The organism is Streptomyces sp. NPDC001381, assembly GCF_042895685.1.
Classification (GTDB): domain Bacteria; phylum Actinomycetota; class Actinomycetes; order Streptomycetales; family Streptomycetaceae; genus Streptomyces.
This window is the reverse complement of the sequence record NZ_JBIAWO010000001.1, coordinates 585,048-604,348: the sequence shown is the minus strand read 5'-3', so window position 1 is coordinate 604,348 and position 19,301 is coordinate 585,048. Positions and strand designations below refer to the sequence as shown.

Below are 19,301 nucleotides of genomic sequence, written 5' to 3'. Positions count from 1 at the left end.
GGCCCGGCGCGCTCCGGACTGCTACGGCAGAGTGAGGATCTCCGCGCCCGTGTCCGTCACCACGAGCGTGTGCTCGAACTGGGCGGTCCGCTTGCGGTCCTTGGTCACCACGGTCCAGCCGTCGTCCCACATGTCGTAGTCGTGGGTCCCCAGCGTCAGCATCGGCTCGATCGTGAAGGTCATCCCCGGCTGGATGACCGTCGTCGCGTGCGGGCTGTCGTAGTGCGGGATGATCAGCCCGGAGTGGAACGACGAGTTGATCCCGTGTCCCGTGAAGTCCCGCACCACCCCGTACCCGAAGCGCTTCGCGTACGACTCGATGACCCGCCCGATGATGTTGATCTGCCGGCCCGGCCTGACCGCCTTGATCGCCCGGTCGAGGGACTCCCTGGTCCGTTCCACCAGCAGCCGCGACTCCTCGTCGACGTCCCCCACCAGGTAGGTGGCGTTGTTGTCACCGTGCACCCCGCCGATGTACGCCGTCACGTCGAGGTTGACGATGTCGCCGTCGCGCAGCACCGTCGAGTCCGGGATGCCGTGGCAGATCACCTCGTTGACACTGGTGCACAGCGACTTGGGGAAACCGCGGTAGCCGAGCGTGGACGGGTAGGCCCCGTGGTCGCACATGTACTCGTGCGCCACCTTGTCCAGTTCGTCGGTGGTGACCCCCGGCGCGATCAGCTTCGCCGCCTCCGCCATCGCCCGCGCGGCGATCCGCCCGGCGACGCGCATCGCCTCGATCGTCTCCGGCGTCTGCACCTCCCCACCGGTGTAGGGCGCCGGCGCGGGCTTGCCGACGTACTCGGGGCGGCGGATGTTTCCGGGCACGGAACGGGTGGGGGACAGCTCCCCGGGGACGAGCAGCGACTGGCCAGACATGCCAGTGAGTCTAACGAGCGGCCGTGGGGGAACATGTGGATGGCGAGAGGAGCTGGTCATGACCCTGTTCAAACGGCGCGTCACGGGAAAGCCGGGCGAGTGGTACTACTGCCTGGAGCACAAGAAGGTCGAGGAAGGGCCGGACTGTCCCGGCAAGGACCGCTTCGGCCCCTACGCCTCCCGGCGGGAGGCCGAGAACGCGATGGAGAGCGCCCGCGAGCGCAACCTCCAGTGGGAGAACGACCCCAGGTGGCACGACGCCCCGACGGGCAACACCCCCGACGGGGACTGATCAGGTCCCGGTCACGGGTGCCGCCGCGCGCCGCTCACGCAGCCGTTCCGCGTGCTCGTCGGTCCGTACGTCGTAGCGCATCAGCGCCGGCAGACACAGCGCCAGCAGCCCCACCGCACCGGCGCACAGCACCCCGCCCGACCAGACGGACGTCCGCACCCCGAGCCAGGCCGCGAAACCACCGGAGCGGACCTGGCCGACCGTCGGCCCCACCGAGTAGGACAGCAGCTCGATCCCGGCGAGCCGCCCGCGCAGCTCGTCCGGGATCGTCTGGTTCCACATCGCTCCCCGGAAGATCCCGCTGACCATGTCGCAACCGCCCGCGAGGGTGAGACACAGCAGCACCAGCCACACCTCGCCGGCGAGACCGGCGCCCGCGATCGCCACCCCCCACAGCGCGGCCGAGACGACCACGGCCCGCCCGTGCCGGTGCACCCGCGAGGTCCAGCCGCTCGTCAGGCTCACCAGCATCGACCCGGCCGGCACCGACGCGTACATCAGCCCCAGCGACCACTCGGCGTCCAGTTCGTCGGCGAGGAACGGCAGCACGGCGAGCGGCATGGCGAGGAACATCGCGGCCAGGTCGACGGCGTACGTCCCGAGCAGCTCCTTGCGGCTCCACGCGTACCGGGCGCCCTCGGCTATCGCCCGCAGGGACGGCTTCGCCGCCTCGTGCGCGGCCGGGGAGGAGGCGATCCGCACCACGAGGGCGACGGACACGACGAAGGTGAGGGCGTCGGCGGCATAGGCCCAGCCGAGTCCCGCGTAGGCCACGACGATCCCGGCGACCGCCGGTCCGGCGACCCCGCCGACGGTCCAGCGCAGCGAGTTGAGCGAGGTGGCGGCCGGCAGGTGCTCGTGGGCGACGATCCGCGGCCACAGCGAGTCCAGCGCGGGCCGCTGCACCGAGAACAGCACGGCGGACAGACCGGCGACGAGATAGAGCGGCCATACGGCGGGGTCCGGGAGCAGCGCGTTGACCAGCAGCGCGGCACTGAGCAGCCCCTGCCCGGCCTCCGTCCACACGATCAGCGTCCGCTTGTCGAGCGCGTCCGCGAGCGCCCCTCCGTACAGTCCGAACACCACCAGCGGCACGAGCTCCACCGCGCCGATGGCCCCCACCGCCGCGGCCGACCCCGTCAGGTCCTTGAGCTGCACCGGCAGCGCGACGAAGGTCAGGAAACTCCCGAAGTTGGAGATCAGGCCCGAGAACCAGAGCCGGCGGAAGTCACGGGAGGCGCGCCAGGGAGCGAGATCGGGGAGCAGGGAACGCACCCCGGAGGGCGGGGCGGGTACGGCGCTGTCGTCGGCGGTCACGAGGGGCCATGTTCGGCGGCGCCGTCAGGGGCGGCAACCCGTTTTCCGGCCGTCACCAGGGCGGCGGGGGCGGGGCCGTCAGGGACTCCGCCAGCCTCGACAGACGGGCACGGACCCCGCGGCGCGCCCGCGCCGAGCGCCCCGCGTTCTCCCCCGCCGCCGCGCTGACCAGGTGCTGCACGGTGTCCAGGTCCAGCTCCGAGCCGTCCGGCACGGCCAGCGTCTCGTGGGCCAGGGCCGCCCACTCGCCCTCACCGGGACCGAGGCTCAGCACGGTGAGCCCGGCCCGGCGCGCGTCGGACACCCTCTCCAGCAGCGCCGCATCCCGCGTCGCGGCCTCCTCCGGCGAGGCCACCAGCAGTGTCTCGCCCCGCCGGGCCGCCTCGATCCGGCCGAGGCCGGCCGCGAGGTGCGCGGGGTCGGACGGACGCGCGTCGTGCCGTACGAGAGTCGGCGCCAGCTCGGGCGTGCCCGACCACGCCGCCTCGTCCACCAGATGGGCCGCGAGGTGCCAGGGCTCGTACTCCGCGGTCCCCACCAGCAGCAGCCCGCCCCCGTGCGCGACCACCGACCCCCTCAGCACCGCGCCGAACCTCCGCGTGGCCCCCAGCCACTGCGTCCCGGCGAGCACCTCGCGCAGCAGCGCGACCCGTACGGCGTCCATGCGGCCGCATACTGCCGCAGCCGGTGAGCGCCGGCACGGGGTTCGCCGCTCATTCACCCGGGACGGCGACGGGCGGCCCGGAACGCCCACGTAAAGTCGGCCCATGACCTCTACCGACAGTGCACAGAACGCCCCCGCGAAGGCCCCCGCCAAGGACCCGTGGGACCTTCCCGACGTTTCCGGCCTGGTCGTCGGCGTGCTCGGCGGAACCGGCCCGCAGGGCAAGGGTCTCGCCTACCGCCTCGCCAAGGCGGGCCAGAAAGTGATCATCGGCTCGCGCGCCGCCGACCGCGCGCAGGCCGCCGCCGACGAGCTGGGACACGGAGTCGAGGGCGCCGACAACGCCGAGACCGCCCGCCGCAGCGACATCGTGATCGTCGCCGTGCCGTGGGAGGGCCACGGCAAGACGCTGGAGTCCCTGCGCGAGGAACTGGCCGGCAAGCTCGTCGTCGACTGCGTCAACCCGCTCGGCTTCGACAAGAAGGGCGCCTACGCGCTCAAGCCCGAGGAGGGCAGCGCCGCCGAACAGGCCGCCGCCCTGCTGCCGGACTCCCGGGTCACCGCAGCCTTCCACCACCTCTCGGCGGTCCTCCTCCAGGACCCGGGGATCGAGGAGATCGACACCGATGTGATGGTGCTCGGCGAGGAGCGCGCCGACGTGGAGATCGTGCAGGCCCTGGCCGGCCGGATCGCCGGCATGCGGGGCGTGTTCGCGGGCCGCCTGCGCAACGCCCACCAGGTCGAGTCCCTGGTCGCCAACCTGATCTCCGTCAACCGCCGCTACAAGGCGCACGCGGGACTGCGCGTCACGGACGTATGAGCGCATGGGGGACACTGGACGCCGTAGCAGTGTCCCCCCACGGGACCGGCAGGTTCCCACCGGATCGACAGGACCGACAGGAGAAACGTCCCCATGCCCCGCCTCGCCCTCTACACCCTCGTCGTCTGTCTCCTCGCCCTCGCCGCCGCCGTGCTGTCCTTCGCGCGGGGCAGCCTGCTGGGGATCGTCTGGGTGCTGCTCGCGGGTCTGTCGTCCAACATGACCTGGTACTACATCAAGCGGGACAAGGCCCGGAAGTCCGTCACCGGCTGACCTCAGGACACCGCGCAGTACTCGTTCGTCTCCTGCCAGAAGCGGTAGAGGTTCTCGCCGCAGGCGCGGTTCAGGACGTCGACGCCCAGCCCGTCCAGGATCCAGTACACCGCCTGGAAGAACTCGCGGTTCACCGACGGCACCATCAGCAGCGCGAACACGAACAGCAGCCCGAACGGCGCGAACGGCGCCACCTGCCGCTTCACGTCGTACGACAGCCAGGGCTCGATGACGCCGTAGCCGTCCAGGCCGGGCACCGGCAGGAAGTTCAGGAGCGCCGCCGTGACCTGCAGCAGGGCGAGGAACGCGAGCGCGTACCGGAAGCCGTCCGGCACGCCGTCCAGGGCGTCCAGCCAGAACGGCGCGGTGCACACCGCGGCGAACAGCACGTTCGTCAGCGGACCCGCCGCCGAGACCAGACTGTGCCGCCAGCGGCCCCGGATCCGCCCCCGCTCGATGAAGACGGCACCGCCCGGCAGACCGATCCCGCCCATGATCACGAACACCACGGGCAGCACGATGCTGAGCAGCGCGTGCGTGTACTTGAGCGGGTTGAGGGTGAGGTACCCCTTCTCGCCGACCGTGATGTCGCCGCTGTGCAGGGCGGTACGCGCGTGCGCGTACTCGTGCAGACACAGGGAGACGATCCAGGCCGCCGTCACGAACAGGAACACGGCCAGGCCCGGCTGCTCGGCGAAGCCGGTCCAGGTCGCCCAGCCGGTGACGGCGGTGACGGCCAGGATCCCCACGAAGACGGGACTGATCCGGCGGTCGCCGCGGCGGGTCGTGACGCTGGTCATGAGGCTCCCTGAGCTCGTCGACATGCTTGGAACCGCCCGACCGTACCGGGCGCACGGGGAAAACGTCTCGCGGTGGGCCCCGGGTTCCGTGGAAAGGTATGACGCACCGGCCGCACCCGCCGGGCGGCCGGCCGCGGCGTCGCCGGCCGACGCCGCACAGCCGGTCGGCGCCACCCCGCCGCAACCCCGTGACCGTCCCGACCTCCGCCGGAGACAATGAACCCCGTGCGCTACCGCATTCTCGGCACCACCCAGGCACTCCGCCCGGACGGCACCCACGTCGCCGTCGGCGGGGCGCGGCTGCGCGCGCTGCTGACCGTGCTGGCCCTGCGGGCCGGGCGGAGCGTGCCCGCGGGGCTGCTGGTGGAGGAGGTGTGGGCCGGGGACCCGCCCGCCGACGCGCCGGGCGCGCTCCAGGCGCTGGTCGGGCGGCTGCGCAGGGCCCTGGGCGCGGACGAGATCGCCTCCGCCGAGGGCGGCTACCGGCTCACCGCCGGCCCCGACGCCGTGGACCTGCACCGATTCGAACGGCTCAGCGCCGACGGCAGCCGCGCCCTCGCCGACGGCGACCCCGCCAAGGCGGCCGTCCTCCTCGACGAGGCCCTCGCCCTGTGGCAGGACCCGCCCCTCGCCGACCTGCCGGACCGCACCGCGGAGGCGGCCCGCCGGGAGGCCCGCCACCTGGACGCCGTGCGCGCCCGCCACACCGCCGCGCTCGCCCTGGGGCACGCCGAACAGTCGCTCCCCGAACTCACCGCCCTGTGCGACGCCCACCCCCTGGACGAGCCCCTCCAGTCGCTGCGCCTGCGCGCCCTGCGCGACGCGGGCCGCCCGGCCCAGGCGCTGGCCGCCTACGAGGACGTACGCCACCTCCTGGCCGACCGCCTCGGCTCCGACCCGGGCCCCGAACTCCAGGCCCTCCACACCCAGCTCCTCAACCCCCCGCCCCCGTCGAGGACCAGCACCCCGTCACCGTCACGGCGGCCCGGCCGGCCCCTCACCGAGCCGGCCGGCCCACCCACCCCGGCACCGGCCCGAACCTCCCCGACCCCGCCCCACACCACAGTCCCCACCACCCCCTACGGCACAGTCCCGCCTCCGCCGGGCGGGCCAGTCCCGCTCTCGCCCAACGGCACAGTCCCCACCTCGCCGGACGGCACAGTCCCGCCTCCGCCGGGCGGGCCAGTCCCGTTCTCGCCGTACGGCGCAGGCCCCGGCTCGGCGGGTGGCCCGGCCGTGCCCTCGCAGGGCGGGGTGCCCCAGGCCGGCCAGCACGGCGGCGGTGGTCCGGCGTCGGTGGCGTACGGTGCGGCGGCCGTCGGGGTGGATGGCTCGGTCGGGCCGGCGTCGGGCGGTGCGGTCCCCTTGTCGTACGGCGGAGGTGCCGGCTCGGCCGCGTCTTCGGTGGGAGGGGCGGACCGGGGCGGGCAGTACGGCGGGGGCGGTGGTGCGGTGGGGCTGGTCGCGTCGCCGCCCTCCGGCAACCTCCGTGCGCGGCTCACCTCCTTCGTCGGCCGGGAGGCCGAGATCGGGGTGATCCGGGGGGACCTCGCGGGCGCCCGGCTCGTCACGTTGCTCGGGCCCGGCGGGGCGGGGAAGACACGGCTGTCGCAGGAGGCCGCCGACGGCGTACGCGACGCCGCCCCCGACGGCGTGTGGCTGGCCGAGCTCGCGCCGGTCGCCGACCCCGACGCCGTACCGCAGGCCGTGCTGACCGCCGTGGGGGCGCGGGAGACCGTGATGTACGGCGCCGGCGCCGAGGACATCCGGGCGGCCGCCGAGCGGCACGACGATCCGGTGGAGCGGCTGGTCGAGCACTGCGCCCGGCGGCGCATGCTCATCGTCCTCGACAACTGCGAGCACGTCGTCACGGCCGCCGCCCGCCTGGTCGAGGAACTCCTCAGGCGCTGCCCCGAGGTGACCGTTCTCGCCACCAGCCGGGAGCCCCTCGGCGTGCCGGGGGAGCTGCTGCGCCCCGTCGAGCCGCTGCCGGAACCCGTCGCCCTGCGACTGCTCGCCGACCGGGGCGCCGCCGCCCGCCCGGGGTTCCGCGTCGAGGACGATCCCGAGGCCTGCGCGGAGATCTGCGGGCGGCTCGACGGCCTGCCCCTCGCGATCGAGCTCGCCGCCGCCCGGCTCCGCATGCTGACGCCACGCCAGATAGCCGAGCGGCTCGACGACCGCTTCCGGCTGCTGACCTCCGGCAGCCGAACCGTCCTGCCCCGCCAGCAGACCCTGCGCGCGGTCGTGGACTGGTCGTGGGACCTGCTCGACGAGGACGAGCGGGAGGTCCTCGCCCGGATGTCCGTCTTCGCCCGCGGCTGCGACCTCGCCGCCGTCGAGGCGGTCTGCGGGCCCGCCGTGCGCGACACGCTCGACCCCTTCGCCTGCCTCGCCTCCCTCGTCGACAAGTCCCTCGTGGTCGCCGCCCCCGCCTCCGACGGCGAGATGCGCTACCGGCTCCTGGAGACCGTCGCCGAATACGCCGCCGAGCGGCTCGACGAGACCGGCCGGCGGGCGGACGCCGAGCGCGCGCATCTGACGTACTACCGCGAACTCGCGCGCACCACCGAGCCGTTGCTGCGCGGACCGCGCCAACTCGCCGCCATCGAACGCTTCCAGCTGGAGTACGAGAACCTGCGCACCGCCCTGCGCCGGGCCGTCGCGGCCCGCGACGAGCACGAGGCGCTCACTCTCGCCCTCTCCCTCGTCTGGTACTGGCAGATGCGCGACCTGCGCATCGAGGCGCTGACCTGGTGCCGCGCGGTCATGGACCTGGGCCCCGACCCCTTCGCCGGCCCGGTCCGCCCCGTCGCGCCCGTCTGGAAGCCCCTCATCGACGCCCCGCCGCCGCTGTCCGGCGAGGTCCTCGCGGAGGCCCGGCGCGGTGTCCACCTCGCCCATCTCGCCTGCATGGACCGGGAGCTGGACGCCTGGCAGACCCCCGCCGCGCAGGCCAAACTGCGGGTCATCAGCGACACCTACACGCCCGGCCTGCCGCAGATCTGCCGGCCCCCCGGCCTGTTCTGGTTCTACGCCGTCATGCTCGTCGACGGCATCGACCGCATCCGCACCATCGTCGACGCCAACGTCGAGACCTGCCGCCGCACTCCCGGCTTCGAGCACGAGCTCGCCGCCTGTCTGCAACTGCGCGCCAACCTCCTCGCCAACCGCGCGGACTGGGCCGGTGACGCGACCCAGGACGCCGACGAGGCCCTGGAACTCTTCCGCCGCCTGGGTGACACCTGGGGCACGGCCGAGGCGCTCTCCGCGCGCGCCGAGGCCAACGAACGGCTGGGCGCCTACCGGGAGGCCGCCCGGGACTACGAGGCGGCCATGGTCGAGGCCGAACGGCTCGGCGCCCGCCACCAGACGGCCGTCCTCAGCGCCCGGCTGGGCAGCGCGCTCATCGAGGCGGGGGAGGAGGAGCGGGGCGAACGGCTGCTGCGCGAGGTCGTCGACAGCCCGTGGGGCAGTGCCAACGAGGCGATGCCCGCCGGCCGTCTCTTCCTGGCCGGCCACCTCGGTCTGACCGGCCGCCGCGCCGAGGCCCGGGAGCAGCTCCGGCTGCTGCGGGAGGGCTTCGGTCTCGCGCGCTTCGTCGTCTTCGACGCCTTCGTCCTCGGCGCGGAGGCCTGGCTGGACGCGATGGACGGCGAGCACGAGGCCTCCCTGGCCGCCATCCGCGTGGCGCTGGAACGCGCCGACGACCCCCTGTCCATCACCCTCGCCCCGCACCTTCGCTCCTTCTACCTCGCCATCGCCGCCCTCGCCCTGGCCGGCGTCGACGGCGGCGCCCGGGCCCGGACCGCCGCCCGCTGCCTCGGCACCGCCGACGCCCTGCTGTCCCCGCGCCATGTCGCCGTACGTCTGGAGCGCGAGTCCCACCGCCTCGCCGCCGAGGCCGCCCTGGCCGTCCTCGGCGACGAGGCGTTCGAGGCCGCGTACGCCGAAGGCGGCGGCCTCTCCTTCGCGGAGGCCGCCGCCCTGGTCTGACCGGCTCTCGCCGGTGGCTCAGCTCTTGGTGCGGAACTTGTGGATGGCGACCGGCGCCATCACCGCCGTCAGCCCCACGGACCAGGCCAGCGTCACCATCAGCCCGTGCGCGACCGGCCCGCCCACCATCAGTCCGCGGGCCGCGTCCGCGAGCGAGGACAAAGGGTTGTACTCGGTGAAGTTCTGCAGCCAGCCCGGCATCGAGGCGGTCGGCGCGAAGATGGACGAGCCGAACTGCAGCGGCATCAGCACCAGGAAGCCCATCGCCTGCACCGACTGCGCGCTCTTCATCACCACGCCGAGCGTGAGGAACACCCACATCAGTGCCGAGCCGAACACCGTGGCCAGGCCCACGGCGGCGAACAGACCGGGCCAGTGCGTGATGTCGAAGCCCACCAGCACGGCCACCACCATGAGGATCGCGCAGGCGACCAGCATGCGCATCAGCTCCACCACGATCTTGGCGAAGAGCACCGAGCCCCGTCCGATGGGCAGTGACCGGAAGCGGTCCATGACCCCGGAGTTGAAGTCCGTGTTGAAGCCGGTGCCCACGCCCTGCGCCATGTTCATCCCCATCATGGCCAGCAGCCCGGGGATGACGTACTGGACGTAGGCCTCCTGTCCGCCGCCCAGCGACTGGCCGATGGACCCGCCGAAGACGTACACGAACAGCAGGGTGAAGATCACCGGGAACAGCACCGCGTCGAACATGGACTCCGGGTCCTGCCGGATCCACAGCAGATTGCGGCGGATCAGGGCGCCGGTGTGGCGGAGGTGGCCGCGCAGCGGGATACGGGTGTCGGAAACGGTGGCGGTACCGGTGACGGTGGCGGCGCTCATACGGCGACCTCCTCGCGGGTGTCGGCGGGCGTGGCGTCCTGCGGGGCACTGGCGCGGTGGCCGGTGAGCGACAGGAACACCTCGTCCAGGCTGGGCAGTTCGGTGGTGAGGGAGGAGAGGGTGACACCGCGGGCGGTGACCGCGCCGACGACGGCGGTGAGCTGTTCGTCGCTCAGCACCGGCACCAGCAGCGAGCCGCGCTCGGCGTCCACGACGGTGGTGGCGAGGCCGGTGACGCCGAGTTCGTCGATCCAGGCCGCCAGCGGCCGCAGCTGCAGCGGATCGGCCGGCCGTACCCGCAGGGTGCGCCCGCCGACCTTCGCCTTCAGCTCCTCGATGCCGCCGCCCGCGATCACCCGGCCCCGGTCGACGACGGTCAGCTCGGAGGCGAGCTGTTCGGCCTCCTCCATGTACTGGGTGGTCAGGACGACGGTCACGCCGTCCCCGACCATCGCCTCGACCTCGCTCCACACCTCGTTGCGGGTGCGCGGGTCGAGCCCGGTGGTCGGCTCGTCCAGGAACAGCACGGCCGGCCGGCCGATCATGGACGCGGCGAGGTCCAGCCGCCGTCGCATGCCTCCGGAGTACGTCCCCGCCGGCCGCCGGGCGGCCTCGGTGAGCGAGAACCGCTCCAGCAGCTCGTCGGCCCGGACCCGCGCCTCCTTGCGGGACAGGTCGAGCAGCCGACCGATCATGTACAGGTTCTCCCAGCCCGGGAGCTTCTCGTCCACGGAGGCGTACTGTCCGGTGAGGCCGATGACCCGGCGCAGCTGGCGGGGCTGGCGTACGACGTCGTAGCCGGAGACGGTCGCCCGGCCCGCGTCGGGGGCGAGCAGGGTGGACAGGATCCGCACGAGGGTGGTCTTACCGGCGCCGTTCGGGCCGAGCACGCCCATCACGGTGCCCTCCCGCACGTCCAGGTCCACCCCGTCCAGCGCCTTGGTCTCGCCGTAGTGCTTCACCAGCCCCCGCACGGTCACGGCGCTCCCGGCGCCGCTGGTGTTCTTGTCGATTCGCGTCATGCCGGCAACGCTCCCAACGCCCACCGACAAACCACCGACAGCCCGCCGACAGACCTCCGCCGGCACCGACAGCTCACCTACACGCTCCGGGCGGCCCCCGGGCGCGGGGCCGGGAAACGCGGCAGCCCGCCGACGGGGGACGATCGGCGGGCTGCCCTGTGCGGAGATGGCTCAGTGAACGCTGTGCTCCTCCAGCGGGAAGGTCCCGCCGACGACGTCCTCCGCGAACGCCTTCGCCGCGTCGCCCATGACGGTACGCAAGTCGGCGTACTGCTTCACGAACTTCGGCACCCGCCCGCCGGTCAGACCCAGCATGTCGGTCCACACCAGCACCTGCGCGTCCGTCTCCGGACCGGCTCCGATGCCCACCGTCGGGATGTGCAGCACGCGGGTCACCTCGGCGGCCAGCTCGGCCGGGACGAGTTCGAGGACCACGGCGAAGGCGCCCGCGTCCTGCACGGCCTTCGCGTCCCGCAGCAGCTGCGCCGCCGCCTCCTCGCCGCGCCCCTGCACGCGGTAGCCCATCGCGTTCACGGACTGCGGGGTCAGTCCGATGTGCGCCATGACCGGGATGCCGGACTCCACCAGCAGCTCGATCTGGCGGTGCGAGCGCTCGCCGCCCTCCAGCTTCACCGCCCCGACCCCGGCCTCCTTCACCAGCCGGGTCGCCGAGCGCAGCGCCTGCACCGGGCCCTCCTGGTACGAGCCGAAGGGCAGGTCGCCGACGATCAGGGCGCGCTGCGTGCCCCGGACGACCGCCGCCGACAGCATGGTCATCTCGTCGAGGGTGACGGGCACGGTGGTCTCGTACCCCAGGTGGCAGTTGCCCGCCGAGTCGCCGACGAGCATCACGGGGATCCCGGCCTCGTCGAACACCGACGCGGTCATCGCGTCGTACGCGGTGAGCATGGGCCACTTCTCGCCGCGTTCCTTGGCGAGCGCGATGTCGCGGACGGTGATACGGCGTGTGCCCTTGCCCCCGTACAGCGCCTTGCTGCCGTCGGAGGTCTTCTGCTGTGCAGTCTGGGCAGCCGAAAGCTGCGTCATTGCAACGGCTCCTTACGTCATCTCGAGGCGCCCTCACGGCGTCCCCGGACCACCCCCATGGTGGCACCTCGTGCCAGGCAGGGCCAGAGGGCCCCGTGTGGCCGACACCTCACGAGGAGGAGCCGTGGGTAAAAGCTGAGTAAGGAAGTCGCCGGACGATCAGATACGAGACGGTCTCGTATCGAAAAACCTCTACCCTCGAACGCATGACTACTCCTGCCGTCCCCACCGCGCCCCGGATACCGGAACACGTGCACCGGCGCCGTTGGGCGATCCTCGGCGTGCTGATGCTGAGCCTGCTGATCGTGGTGCTGGACAACTCGATCCTGAACGTCGCGATCAAGACGATCTCCACCCCGGCCCCGACCGGGCTCGGCGCCACGCAGAGCGAGCTGGAGTGGGCCATCAACGCCTACACCCTGGTCTTCGCGGGCCTGCTGTTCACCGCCGGTCTCCTCGGTGACCGCATCGGCCGCAAGAAGGTCCTGCTCGGCGGCCTCGCCGTGTTCGGCATCGGCTCCGCGCTGGCCGCCGAGTCCGGCTCGCCCGCCCAGCTGATCGCCTTCCGCGCGCTGATGGCCGTCGGTGCCGCCTTCGTGATGCCGGCCACCCTCGCCGTCCTCATGAACGTCTTCGAGCGGGAGGAGCAGCCCAAGGCGATCGGCATCTGGGCCGGCGGCGTGGGCCTGGCCATCGCCATAGGACCGATCACCGGAGGCCTTCTCCTCGACCACTTCTGGTGGGGCTCGGTCTTCCTCATCAACGTGCCGATCGTGCTGCTCGCGTTCGGGCTGATGCTGTGGCTGGTGCCCGACTCCCGCGATCCCGCCCCCGGCCGGATCGACCCGGTCGGCGTCGTCCTGTCCGTCGTCGGCCTCGTCCTGCTCGTCTACGGCATCATCAAGGGCGGCGAGCTGGCCGACTTCACCGACCCGGTCGTGCTGGCGACCATCCTCGGCGGACTGGCGGTGCTCACCGCGTTCGTGGTGTTCGAGGCGCGCAGCGACCATCCGTCGATAGACGTCACCTACTTCAAGAACAAGGTCTTCTCGGCCGCGATGGCCGTCATCACCCTGGTCTTCTTCGCGCTGATGGGCGTGACCTTCTTCTCGGTCTTCTACACCCAGAGCGTGCGCGGCTACTCGCCGCTCCAGTCCGGTCTGCTCCTGCTGCCGCTGGCCGCCGCCCAGCTGCTCTTCGCGCCGCGCGCCCGGCTGGTCGTCGACCGCTTCGGGGTCAGGGCCACCACCACGGGGGCCATGCTCGTCCTCACGGCGACCCTGGCCGCGTTCGCCACGCTCGACGCGGACACGCCGATCTGGCTCCTGGAGGTCGTCTTCTTCTGCATGGGCGCCGGCATGGCCCACGTCATGACCCCGACCAGCGTGGTCATCATGCAGGCCCTGCCCCGGGAGAAGGCGGGCTCCGCCTCCGCCCTCAGCAACACCTTCCGCCAGCTCGGCGGCGCGCTCGGCATCGCCGTCCTCGGTTCGGTGCTGTCGACGGCGTACCGCGACGGCATCGAGGACAGGCTCGGCGCGCTGCCGGCCGGTCTGCGCGAGACGGCGGGCGAGTCCATCGAGGCCACGCTGGGCGTCGCCGCGAAGCTCGGCGCCCGCGGCGGGGACCTGGTCGCTCCCGCCAACGACGCGTTCCTGCACGCCATGCACGTCACCGCGCTGTGCGGCGCCGTGGTGGCGCTCGCCGGCGCGGTCGTGGTCGGGGTGTTCCTGCCGGGCAGGCCCAGGACGCCTCAGCAGGGCGCCCCCGAGGAGGAGTTGGTGCGCACCGAGTCCTAGACCTGCCGTGGCGGGAAGGCCCTTGGGCGAGAATTCCCCCAGTACGACGAAAGGAACGATGGACGTGAGCCTCGCCGGCAGTGGCACCGCTCCGGAACAGCCCGTCAGGGGCCGGCCCCGCAGCGAGGCCGTGGAACGGGCCATCATCGAGGGCACGATGAAGCTGCTGGAGGACGGCGTCCCGCTCGCCGAGATCTCCATGGAGCGCATCGCCCGTACCGCCGGAGTCGGCAAGGCCACGATCTACCGGCGCTGGAGCGGCAAGGAGGAACTCTTCGTCGACGTGCTGCGCGCCGCCGAACCCGAGGACCCCGAACTGCTCCCGGGCACCTCCCTGCGCGACGACCTCATCGTGCTGCTGGAGTCGCTGCGGAGGCGCGGCCTCGCCAACCGCTCCTCGGCGATCCTGCACAACGTCCACGCCCAGATGAAGAGCAGCCCCAAGATCTGGGCGGCGTACCACAACTCGGTCATAGCCCCCCGGCGCAGGCTCGGCATCGAGATCCTGCGCCGCGGTCAGGAGAACGGCGAACTCCGGGCCGACCTCGACCTGGAGCTGGTCAACGACATCGTCGTGGGCCCCATGCTCGTCCGCGCCGTCCTGCGTCCCGAGGCCGATCTCCCCGACGACCTCGCGGAGCGCATCGTCGACACCCTGCTCACCGGACTACGCCCCGTCAACTGACACACCCGCCGACGGGAATGTGCGCGTTTCGTCACAGACCAGGCATCGCGCCGCAGGTCCGGAACCCCCGGCGCCACCCCGGTCGTCCCAGTGCGCGTACGGCCGTCGAGGGACGGCAGGATCGGAGCCGATCATCCCCTAGGGTCGTACCCACGGGGGAGACGGTGTGCACGGCAGGCAGTGAGGCGACGGTATGGCGCAGCAGGCGTACATGACGGAGACGGACGACAACGGCGGCTCGGGACCCGAGCGTCGGGGAGATCGCCTCCGGCGCCTGATCGGACGTCTGGCCGGCCGGCTGGCCGCCGGCTGGCGCGGCGATCCGCGCATCTGGCGCCGCGGCCTGGTGGTCGCCGCGCTGGCCCTCCTCCTCTCCCTGGTGATGCTGCTGCACTCGCGCATCCCCAACCGCTTCGGCAACCTCGGCAGCCTCACGGAGACGTTCCTGCCGTGGCTGGGCCTCTTCGTCCCGCTGTTCCTGCTCCTCGCCGTGGTCCGCAGGTCGGCGAGCGCGCTCATCGCGGTGGTCCTGCCGGCCGTCGTCTGGCTGAACCTCTTCGGCGGACTGCTCGGCGACAAGACCGGCAGCGGCGGCGACCTCACCGTCGCCACCCACAACGTCAACGCCGACAACGCCGACCCGTCCGGCACCGCCCGTGACGTGGCCGCGTCCGGCGCGGACGTGGTGGCGCTGGAGGAACTGACCGCCTCGGCGGTGCCGGTGTACGAGAAGGCGCTGGCGGCGACGTACAAGTACCACTCGGTGCAGGGCACGGTCGGCCTGTGGAGCACGTACCCGCTGAGCGGGGTGAAGCCCGTCGACATCAAGCTGGGCTGGACGCGCGCGATGCGGGCGACGGTGGCGACCCCGGAGGGCGACGTGGCGTTCTACGTGGCCCATCTCCCCTCCGTGCGGGTCAAGCTGCAGGCCGGCTTCACCGCCCGGCAGCGCGACAAGAGCGCGGACGCGCTGGGCGAGGCGATCGCCGACGAGCCGCTGAGCCGGGTGATCCTGCTCGGCGACCTGAACGGCACCATGAACGACCGCTCGCTCAACGCCGTGACCTCCCAGATGCGTTCCACGCAGGGCGCGGCGGGCAGCGGCTTCGGCTTCAGCTGGCCGGCGTCCTTCCCGATGGCGCGGATCGACCAGATCATGGTGCGGGGCGTGGAACCGGAGACGTCGTGGACGCTCCCGGAGACGGGCAGCGACCACCTGCCGGTGGCGGCGCGTGTGAAGCTCACCACGCCGGACGGGTGAAAGGCCCGGGAAACCGGGACGTAGAGGATCCGCAACCTGCCGGAATAGCGGGCGGGGGAGAGTTTGTTCCGTCGTTGAACATACGATGGAAGCAACCCCTCCCCCGAAAGGCAACGGCCCCCTCATGCCTCTGGCCCTGCTCGCCCTCGCCGTCGGCGCCTTCGGCATCGGCACCACCGAGTTCGTGATGATGGGCCTGCTGCCCGACGTGGCGGCAGACCTGCGCATCTCCCTCCCCACCGCCGGACACCTGGTCTCCGCCTACGCCCTCGGCGTGGTCATCGGCGCACCGCTGCTCGCGGCGGTGACGGCCCGGATGCGCCGCCGGACGCTGCTGGTGTCCCTCATGGCGCTGTTCGTCGCGGGCAACGCGCTGTCCGCCCTCGCTCCCGGCTACGACTGGCTCCTGGCCGCCCGCTTCCTCAGCGGCCTTCCGCACGGCGCCTTCTTCGGCGTCGGCGCGGTGGTGGCCACCGGCCTGGTCGCGCCGGAGCGCAAGGCGCGCTCGGTGTCGCTGATGTTCCTCGGCCTGACGGTCGCCAACATCGCGGGCGTCCCGGTCGCCACGCTCGTCGGCCAGCACCTGGGCTGGCGGGTGACGTTCCTGGGCGTGAGCGCGATCGGCCTCGCGGCCATCGCCTCCCTCGTCCTGCTCGTCCCGCGCGAGGTGACGGGATCCCCCGCGGCCGGCCTGCGCGGCGAACTGAGGGCGCTGAAGTCCCTCCCGGTCTGGCTGGCGCTGGGCACGACGGTCGCGGGCTTCGGCGCGCTGTTCTCCGCGTACAGCTACATCACGCCGATGCTGACCGACGCGGCCGGCTACGCCGGCTCCAGCGTGACGCTCCTGCTCGGCCTGTTCGGCGTGGGCGCGACGATCGGCAACCTGCTGGGCGGCCGCCTCGCCGACCACGCGATGCGCCGCACCCTGTTCGCCGGCCTGATCTCCCTCGCGGCCGTCCTGGCGCTCTTCCCCGTCCTGATGCGCACCCAGTGGAGCGGGGCCCTGGCGGTCGTCCTCCTCGGCATCGCGGCCTTCGTCGCGGGCAACCCGCTCAACCTGATGGTCATGGAGAAGGCGACGGCGGCCCCCTCCCTCGCCTCCTCCGCCAACCAGGCCGCGTTCAACCTCGCCAACGCCGGCGGCGCCTGGATCGGCGGCCTGGCCCTGGCGGCGGGCTTCGGCGTGACCTCCCCGGCCCTGGCGGGCGCGGTGCTGGCGGTGCTGGGCCTGGCCGTGGCGGGCGTGGCGTACGGCGTGGACCGCCGCAGGGCCGCGGCCGGTGTCACCGGCCGGGAGCGGATCGTGGCGACGCACCGGCCGGAGCCGGCGGAGGCTGCGGCGCGTCACTGACGCCTCCTGGGGGAGCGGGGCGAAGCCCGGTCCCCGGAGCGCGGAGCCGCGGCGAGGCGCGGCTCCGCCGCGCGGGGCGCTCAGCGGGGGCGGCCACCTTCCGACCCACCCGAGGCGGGCGGGTGGGCTATGCGTCGAAGCGGGCGAGATCGCGCAGCCAGGCCCGGGCCGAACTGTCGGACGGCGCCCGCCAGTCGCCGCGCGGCGAGAGCGAACCCCCCGCCGAGACCTTCGGCCCGTTCGGCATGGCCGAGCGCTTGAACTGAGCGAACGCGAAGAAGCGCCGGCAGAAGACCTCCAGCCACTGCCGGATCTCCGGCAGGTCGTACGCCACCCGCTTGGCCTCGGGGAAGTTCGGCGGCCAGGCGCCGGCCTCCGGGTCGTGCCAGGCGTGCCAGGCCAGGAAGGCGATCTTCGACGGCCGGAAGCCGTACCGCAGCACGTGGAAGAGCGTGAAGTCGTGCAGCGCGTACGGGCCGATCTTGGATTCGGTGGACTGCAACTCCTCGCCCGGGACCAGCTCCGGGCTGATCTCGGTGTCGAGGATCGCGGCGAGCGTCCGGCCGGTCTCCTCGTCGAACTGGCCGCTGCTGATGACCCAGCGGATCAGATGCTGGATCAGCGTCTTCGGCACGCCCGAGTTGACGTTGTAGTGGCTCATCTGGTCGCCCACGCCGTACGTGGACCAGCCGAGCGCCAGCTCCGACAGGTCACCGGTGCCCAGCACGATGCCGCCGCGCTGGTTGGCGAGCCGGAACAGGTAGTCGGTGCGCAGTCCCGCCTGCACGTTCTCGAAGGTGACGTCGTACACCGGCTCCCCGGAGGCGAACGGGTGGCCCATCTCCCGCAGCATCAGCCGCGCCGTCGGCGTGATGTCCAGCTCGGCGGCGGTGACGCCGAGCGAGTTCATCAGCTTGTGGGCGTTGTCCTTGGTGTGGTCGCTGGTGGCGAAGCCGGGCAGCGTGAAGGCCAGGATGTCGCTGCGCGGGCGCCCCGCGCGGTCCATCGCGCGGGCGGCGACGATCAGCGCGTGCGTGGAGTCGAGGCCGCCGGACACCCCGATGACCACCTTCGGGCCGCCGATCGCCGCCAGCCGCTGCTGAAGGCCCGCGACCTGGATGTTGTACGCCTCGAAGCAGTCCAGGGCGAGGCGGTCGGCGTCGGCCGGCACGAACGGGAAGCGCTCCAGGCGACGGCGCAGCCCCAGGTCGGTGAGCGGCGGCTCGAGGGCGAACGTGACCGTCCGGAAGTCGCCGGTCCGCGCCTGGTGCGTACGGCGGTTGTCGTCGAACGTGCCCATCCGCTGCCGCTCCTGCCGCAGCAGGTCGAGGTCCACGTCCGCCACCGCGTGGCTGTCGCCGAGCGGGAACCGCTCGGTCTCCGCCAGCAGCACCCCGTTCTCGTAGACCATGGCCTGGCCGTCCCAGGACAGGTCGGTGGTCGACTCGCCCAGCCCGGCCGCCGCGTAGACGTACGCCGCGAGGCAGCGCGAGGACGCCGAACGGCACAGCAGCTTGCGGTCCTCGGCCCGCCCGACCGTGATCGGGCTGCCCGAGAGGTTGACGAGGACGGTCGCACCGGCGAGGGCCGCCTCCGCGCTGGGCGGCACCGGCACCCACATGTCCTCGCAGATCTCCGCGTGCAGCACGAGACCGGGAACGTCCCGCGCGTCGAACAGCAGGTCCACGCCGAACGGTACGGTCTCGCCGCCGACGCGGATCGACCCGCCGCGCTCGTCGGCGCCGTCGCCGATCTGCCGGCGCTCGTAGAACTCCCGGTAGTTCGGCGGGTACGACTTGGGCACCACACCGAGGACACGGCCGCGGTGCACGACCACCGCGCAGTTGTAGACCCGGTTGCGGTGGCGCAGCGGGGCACCGACGACGAGAACCGGCAGCAGATCCGCCGAGCCGGCCACCACCTCCCGGAGCGCCGCCTCGACCTGGTCGAGGACCGCGTCCTGGAGCAGCAGGTCCTCGATCGAGTAGCCGCACAGCACCATCTCCGGGAAGACGGCGACGGCGACCCCCTCCTCGGCGCACCGGCGCGCGTGGCGCAGGACCGACTCGGCGTTGGCATGCGGGTCCGCGATGACGGTGTGGCCCGTACATGCGGCGACGCGTGCGAAGCCGTGCTGATAGATCGACCAGAAGTTCAACGGAGGCACGGGGGCCAGTGTAATCGTCAGAGCGACACGATCGGGTGGCGCGGGGTGTCCCCACGCGGTGAAGGGGCGTGGGGTGTGTCCACCCCAC

General features: G+C 72.7%; 16 protein-coding genes. 8 read left to right on the top strand and 8 right to left on the bottom strand.

Translation table 11 applies throughout. The annotated features are described in order from the left end of the window. Nucleotides 1-21 precede the first annotated feature (21 nt). A complete protein-coding gene (gene map / locus ACFY2L_RS02695) occupies nt 22-879 on the bottom strand; it encodes a type I methionyl aminopeptidase (protein ID WP_390655676.1) in 858 nt (285 codons plus the stop codon). 58 nt (nt 880-937) lie between these two features. Here map and ACFY2L_RS02690 point away from each other — a divergent pair, with 58 nt between their 5' ends. Continuing rightward, on the top strand, nt 938-1,171 hold the full coding sequence (locus ACFY2L_RS02690; protein ID WP_390655677.1) for a hypothetical protein: 234 nt from the start codon (nt 938-940) through the stop codon (nt 1,169-1,171). Here the strand turns inward: ACFY2L_RS02690 and ACFY2L_RS02685 are convergent, their stop codons facing one another. Both ACFY2L_RS02685 and ACFY2L_RS02680 read right to left on the bottom strand, forming a co-directional pair. Further along, a complete protein-coding gene (locus tag ACFY2L_RS02685) occupies nt 1,172-2,488 on the bottom strand; it encodes an MFS transporter (protein WP_390655678.1) in 1,317 nt (438 codons plus the stop codon). Nucleotides 2,489-2,540: 52 nt separating this feature from the next. Continuing rightward, on the bottom strand, nt 2,541-3,152 hold the full coding sequence (locus ACFY2L_RS02680) for a hypothetical protein (protein ID WP_390655679.1): 612 nt from the start codon (nt 3,150-3,152) through the stop codon (nt 2,541-2,543). Nucleotides 3,153-3,255: 103 nt separating this feature from the next. Between ACFY2L_RS02680 and npdG the strand changes: the two genes are divergently transcribed. Further along, on the top strand, nt 3,256-3,972 hold the full coding sequence (npdG, locus tag ACFY2L_RS02675) for an NADPH-dependent F420 reductase (RefSeq protein WP_390655680.1): 717 nt from the start codon (nt 3,256-3,258) through the stop codon (nt 3,970-3,972). Between the two features lie 93 nt (nt 3,973-4,065). After that, on the top strand, nt 4,066-4,245 hold the full coding sequence (locus ACFY2L_RS02670) for a hypothetical protein (RefSeq protein ID WP_390655681.1): 180 nt from the start codon (nt 4,066-4,068) through the stop codon (nt 4,243-4,245). Nucleotides 4,246-4,247: 2 nt separating this feature from the next. On the opposite strand, the gene ACFY2L_RS02665 is transcribed toward ACFY2L_RS02670, so the two are convergent. Continuing rightward, nucleotides 4,248-5,045 (bottom strand): site-2 protease family protein, encoded by a 798-nt coding sequence (locus tag ACFY2L_RS02665; protein WP_390655682.1) that lies wholly within the window; start codon nt 5,043-5,045, stop codon nt 4,248-4,250. 216 nt (nt 5,046-5,261) lie between these two features. On the opposite strand from ACFY2L_RS02665, the gene ACFY2L_RS02660 reads away from it, so the two are divergent. Beyond that, complete coding sequence (locus ACFY2L_RS02660; protein ID WP_390821298.1) at nt 5,262-9,041, top strand: BTAD domain-containing putative transcriptional regulator; 3,780 nt, start codon at nt 5,262-5,264, stop codon at nt 9,039-9,041. 18 nt (nt 9,042-9,059) lie between these two features. On the opposite strand, the gene ACFY2L_RS02655 is transcribed toward ACFY2L_RS02660, so the two are convergent. The 3 genes from ACFY2L_RS02655 to panB all read right to left on the bottom strand — a co-directional run bounded on the left by ACFY2L_RS02655 (nt 9,060) and on the right by panB (nt 11,950). Then, nucleotides 9,060-9,881 carry an ABC transporter permease gene (locus ACFY2L_RS02655; protein WP_390655684.1) on the bottom strand — a complete coding sequence of 274 codons (822 nt, stop codon included), beginning with the start codon at nt 9,879-9,881 and terminating at the stop codon, nt 9,060-9,062. Then, nucleotides 9,878-10,903: an ATP-binding cassette domain-containing protein gene (locus ACFY2L_RS02650; RefSeq protein ID WP_390655685.1), complete on the bottom strand. Its 1,026-nt coding sequence runs from the start codon at nt 10,901-10,903 to the stop codon at nt 9,878-9,880. Before ACFY2L_RS02650 ends, ACFY2L_RS02655 begins: the two co-directional genes overlap by 4 nt. 171 nt (nt 10,904-11,074) lie before the next feature. Continuing rightward, a complete protein-coding gene (panB, locus tag ACFY2L_RS02645) occupies nt 11,075-11,950 on the bottom strand; it encodes a 3-methyl-2-oxobutanoate hydroxymethyltransferase (protein ID WP_390655686.1) in 876 nt (291 codons plus the stop codon). A gap of 206 nt (nt 11,951-12,156) precedes the next feature. On the opposite strand from panB, the gene ACFY2L_RS02640 reads away from it, so the two are divergent. The 4 genes from ACFY2L_RS02640 (at nt 12,157) to ACFY2L_RS02625 (ending at nt 17,046) form a co-directional block, all read left to right on the top strand. Next, nucleotides 12,157-13,749 carry an MFS transporter gene (locus tag ACFY2L_RS02640; protein ID WP_390655687.1) on the top strand — a complete coding sequence of 531 codons (1,593 nt, stop codon included), beginning with the start codon at nt 12,157-12,159 and terminating at the stop codon, nt 13,747-13,749. A gap of 64 nt (nt 13,750-13,813) precedes the next feature. Beyond that, complete coding sequence (locus ACFY2L_RS02635) at nt 13,814-14,434, top strand: TetR/AcrR family transcriptional regulator (protein WP_390656188.1); 621 nt, start codon at nt 13,814-13,816, stop codon at nt 14,432-14,434. Nucleotides 14,435-14,627: 193 nt separating this feature from the next. Further along, complete coding sequence (locus ACFY2L_RS02630; RefSeq protein ID WP_390821297.1) at nt 14,628-15,695, top strand: endonuclease/exonuclease/phosphatase family protein; 1,068 nt, start codon at nt 14,628-14,630, stop codon at nt 15,693-15,695. A 124-nt stretch (nt 15,696-15,819) separates the two neighbouring features. Further along, on the top strand, nt 15,820-17,046 hold the full coding sequence (locus ACFY2L_RS02625; protein WP_390655689.1) for an MFS transporter: 1,227 nt from the start codon (nt 15,820-15,822) through the stop codon (nt 17,044-17,046). Nucleotides 17,047-17,173: 127 nt separating this feature from the next. Here the strand turns inward: ACFY2L_RS02625 and ACFY2L_RS02620 are convergent, their stop codons facing one another. After that, nucleotides 17,174-19,213, bottom strand: coding sequence for an NAD(+) synthase (locus tag ACFY2L_RS02620; RefSeq protein ID WP_390821296.1), 2,040 nt, complete (start codon nt 19,211-19,213; stop codon nt 17,174-17,176). Between the last annotated feature and the right edge of the window lie 88 nt (nt 19,214-19,301).

What these genes read in the sequence shown, in the direction of transcription:
- map (WP_390655676.1), bottom strand. Translation starts at nt 879, where the DNA reads ATGTCTGGCCAGTCGCTGCTCGTCCCCGGGGAGCTGTCCCCCACCCGT.
- ACFY2L_RS02690 (WP_390655677.1), top strand. Translation starts at nt 938, where the DNA reads ATGACCCTGTTCAAACGGCGCGTCACGGGAAAGCCGGGCGAGTGGTAC.
- ACFY2L_RS02680 (WP_390655679.1), bottom strand. Translation starts at nt 3,152, where the DNA reads ATGGACGCCGTACGGGTCGCGCTGCTGCGCGAGGTGCTCGCCGGGACG.
- npdG (WP_390655680.1), top strand. Translation starts at nt 3,256, where the DNA reads ATGACCTCTACCGACAGTGCACAGAACGCCCCCGCGAAGGCCCCCGCC.
- ACFY2L_RS02670 (WP_390655681.1), top strand. Translation starts at nt 4,066, where the DNA reads ATGCCCCGCCTCGCCCTCTACACCCTCGTCGTCTGTCTCCTCGCCCTC.
- ACFY2L_RS02665 (WP_390655682.1), bottom strand. Translation starts at nt 5,045, where the DNA reads ATGACCAGCGTCACGACCCGCCGCGGCGACCGCCGGATCAGTCCCGTC.
- ACFY2L_RS02660 (WP_390821298.1), top strand. Translation starts at nt 5,262, where the DNA reads ATGAACCCCGTGCGCTACCGCATTCTCGGCACCACCCAGGCACTCCGC.
- ACFY2L_RS02655 (WP_390655684.1), bottom strand. Translation starts at nt 9,881, where the DNA reads ATGAGCGCCGCCACCGTCACCGGTACCGCCACCGTTTCCGACACCCGT.
- ACFY2L_RS02650 (WP_390655685.1), bottom strand. Translation starts at nt 10,903, where the DNA reads ATGACGCGAATCGACAAGAACACCAGCGGCGCCGGGAGCGCCGTGACC.
- panB (WP_390655686.1), bottom strand. Translation starts at nt 11,950, where the DNA reads ATGACGCAGCTTTCGGCTGCCCAGACTGCACAGCAGAAGACCTCCGAC.
- ACFY2L_RS02640 (WP_390655687.1), top strand. Translation starts at nt 12,157, where the DNA reads ATGACTACTCCTGCCGTCCCCACCGCGCCCCGGATACCGGAACACGTG.
- ACFY2L_RS02630 (WP_390821297.1), top strand. Translation starts at nt 14,628, where the DNA reads ATGGCGCAGCAGGCGTACATGACGGAGACGGACGACAACGGCGGCTCG.
- ACFY2L_RS02625 (WP_390655689.1), top strand. Translation starts at nt 15,820, where the DNA reads ATGCCTCTGGCCCTGCTCGCCCTCGCCGTCGGCGCCTTCGGCATCGGC.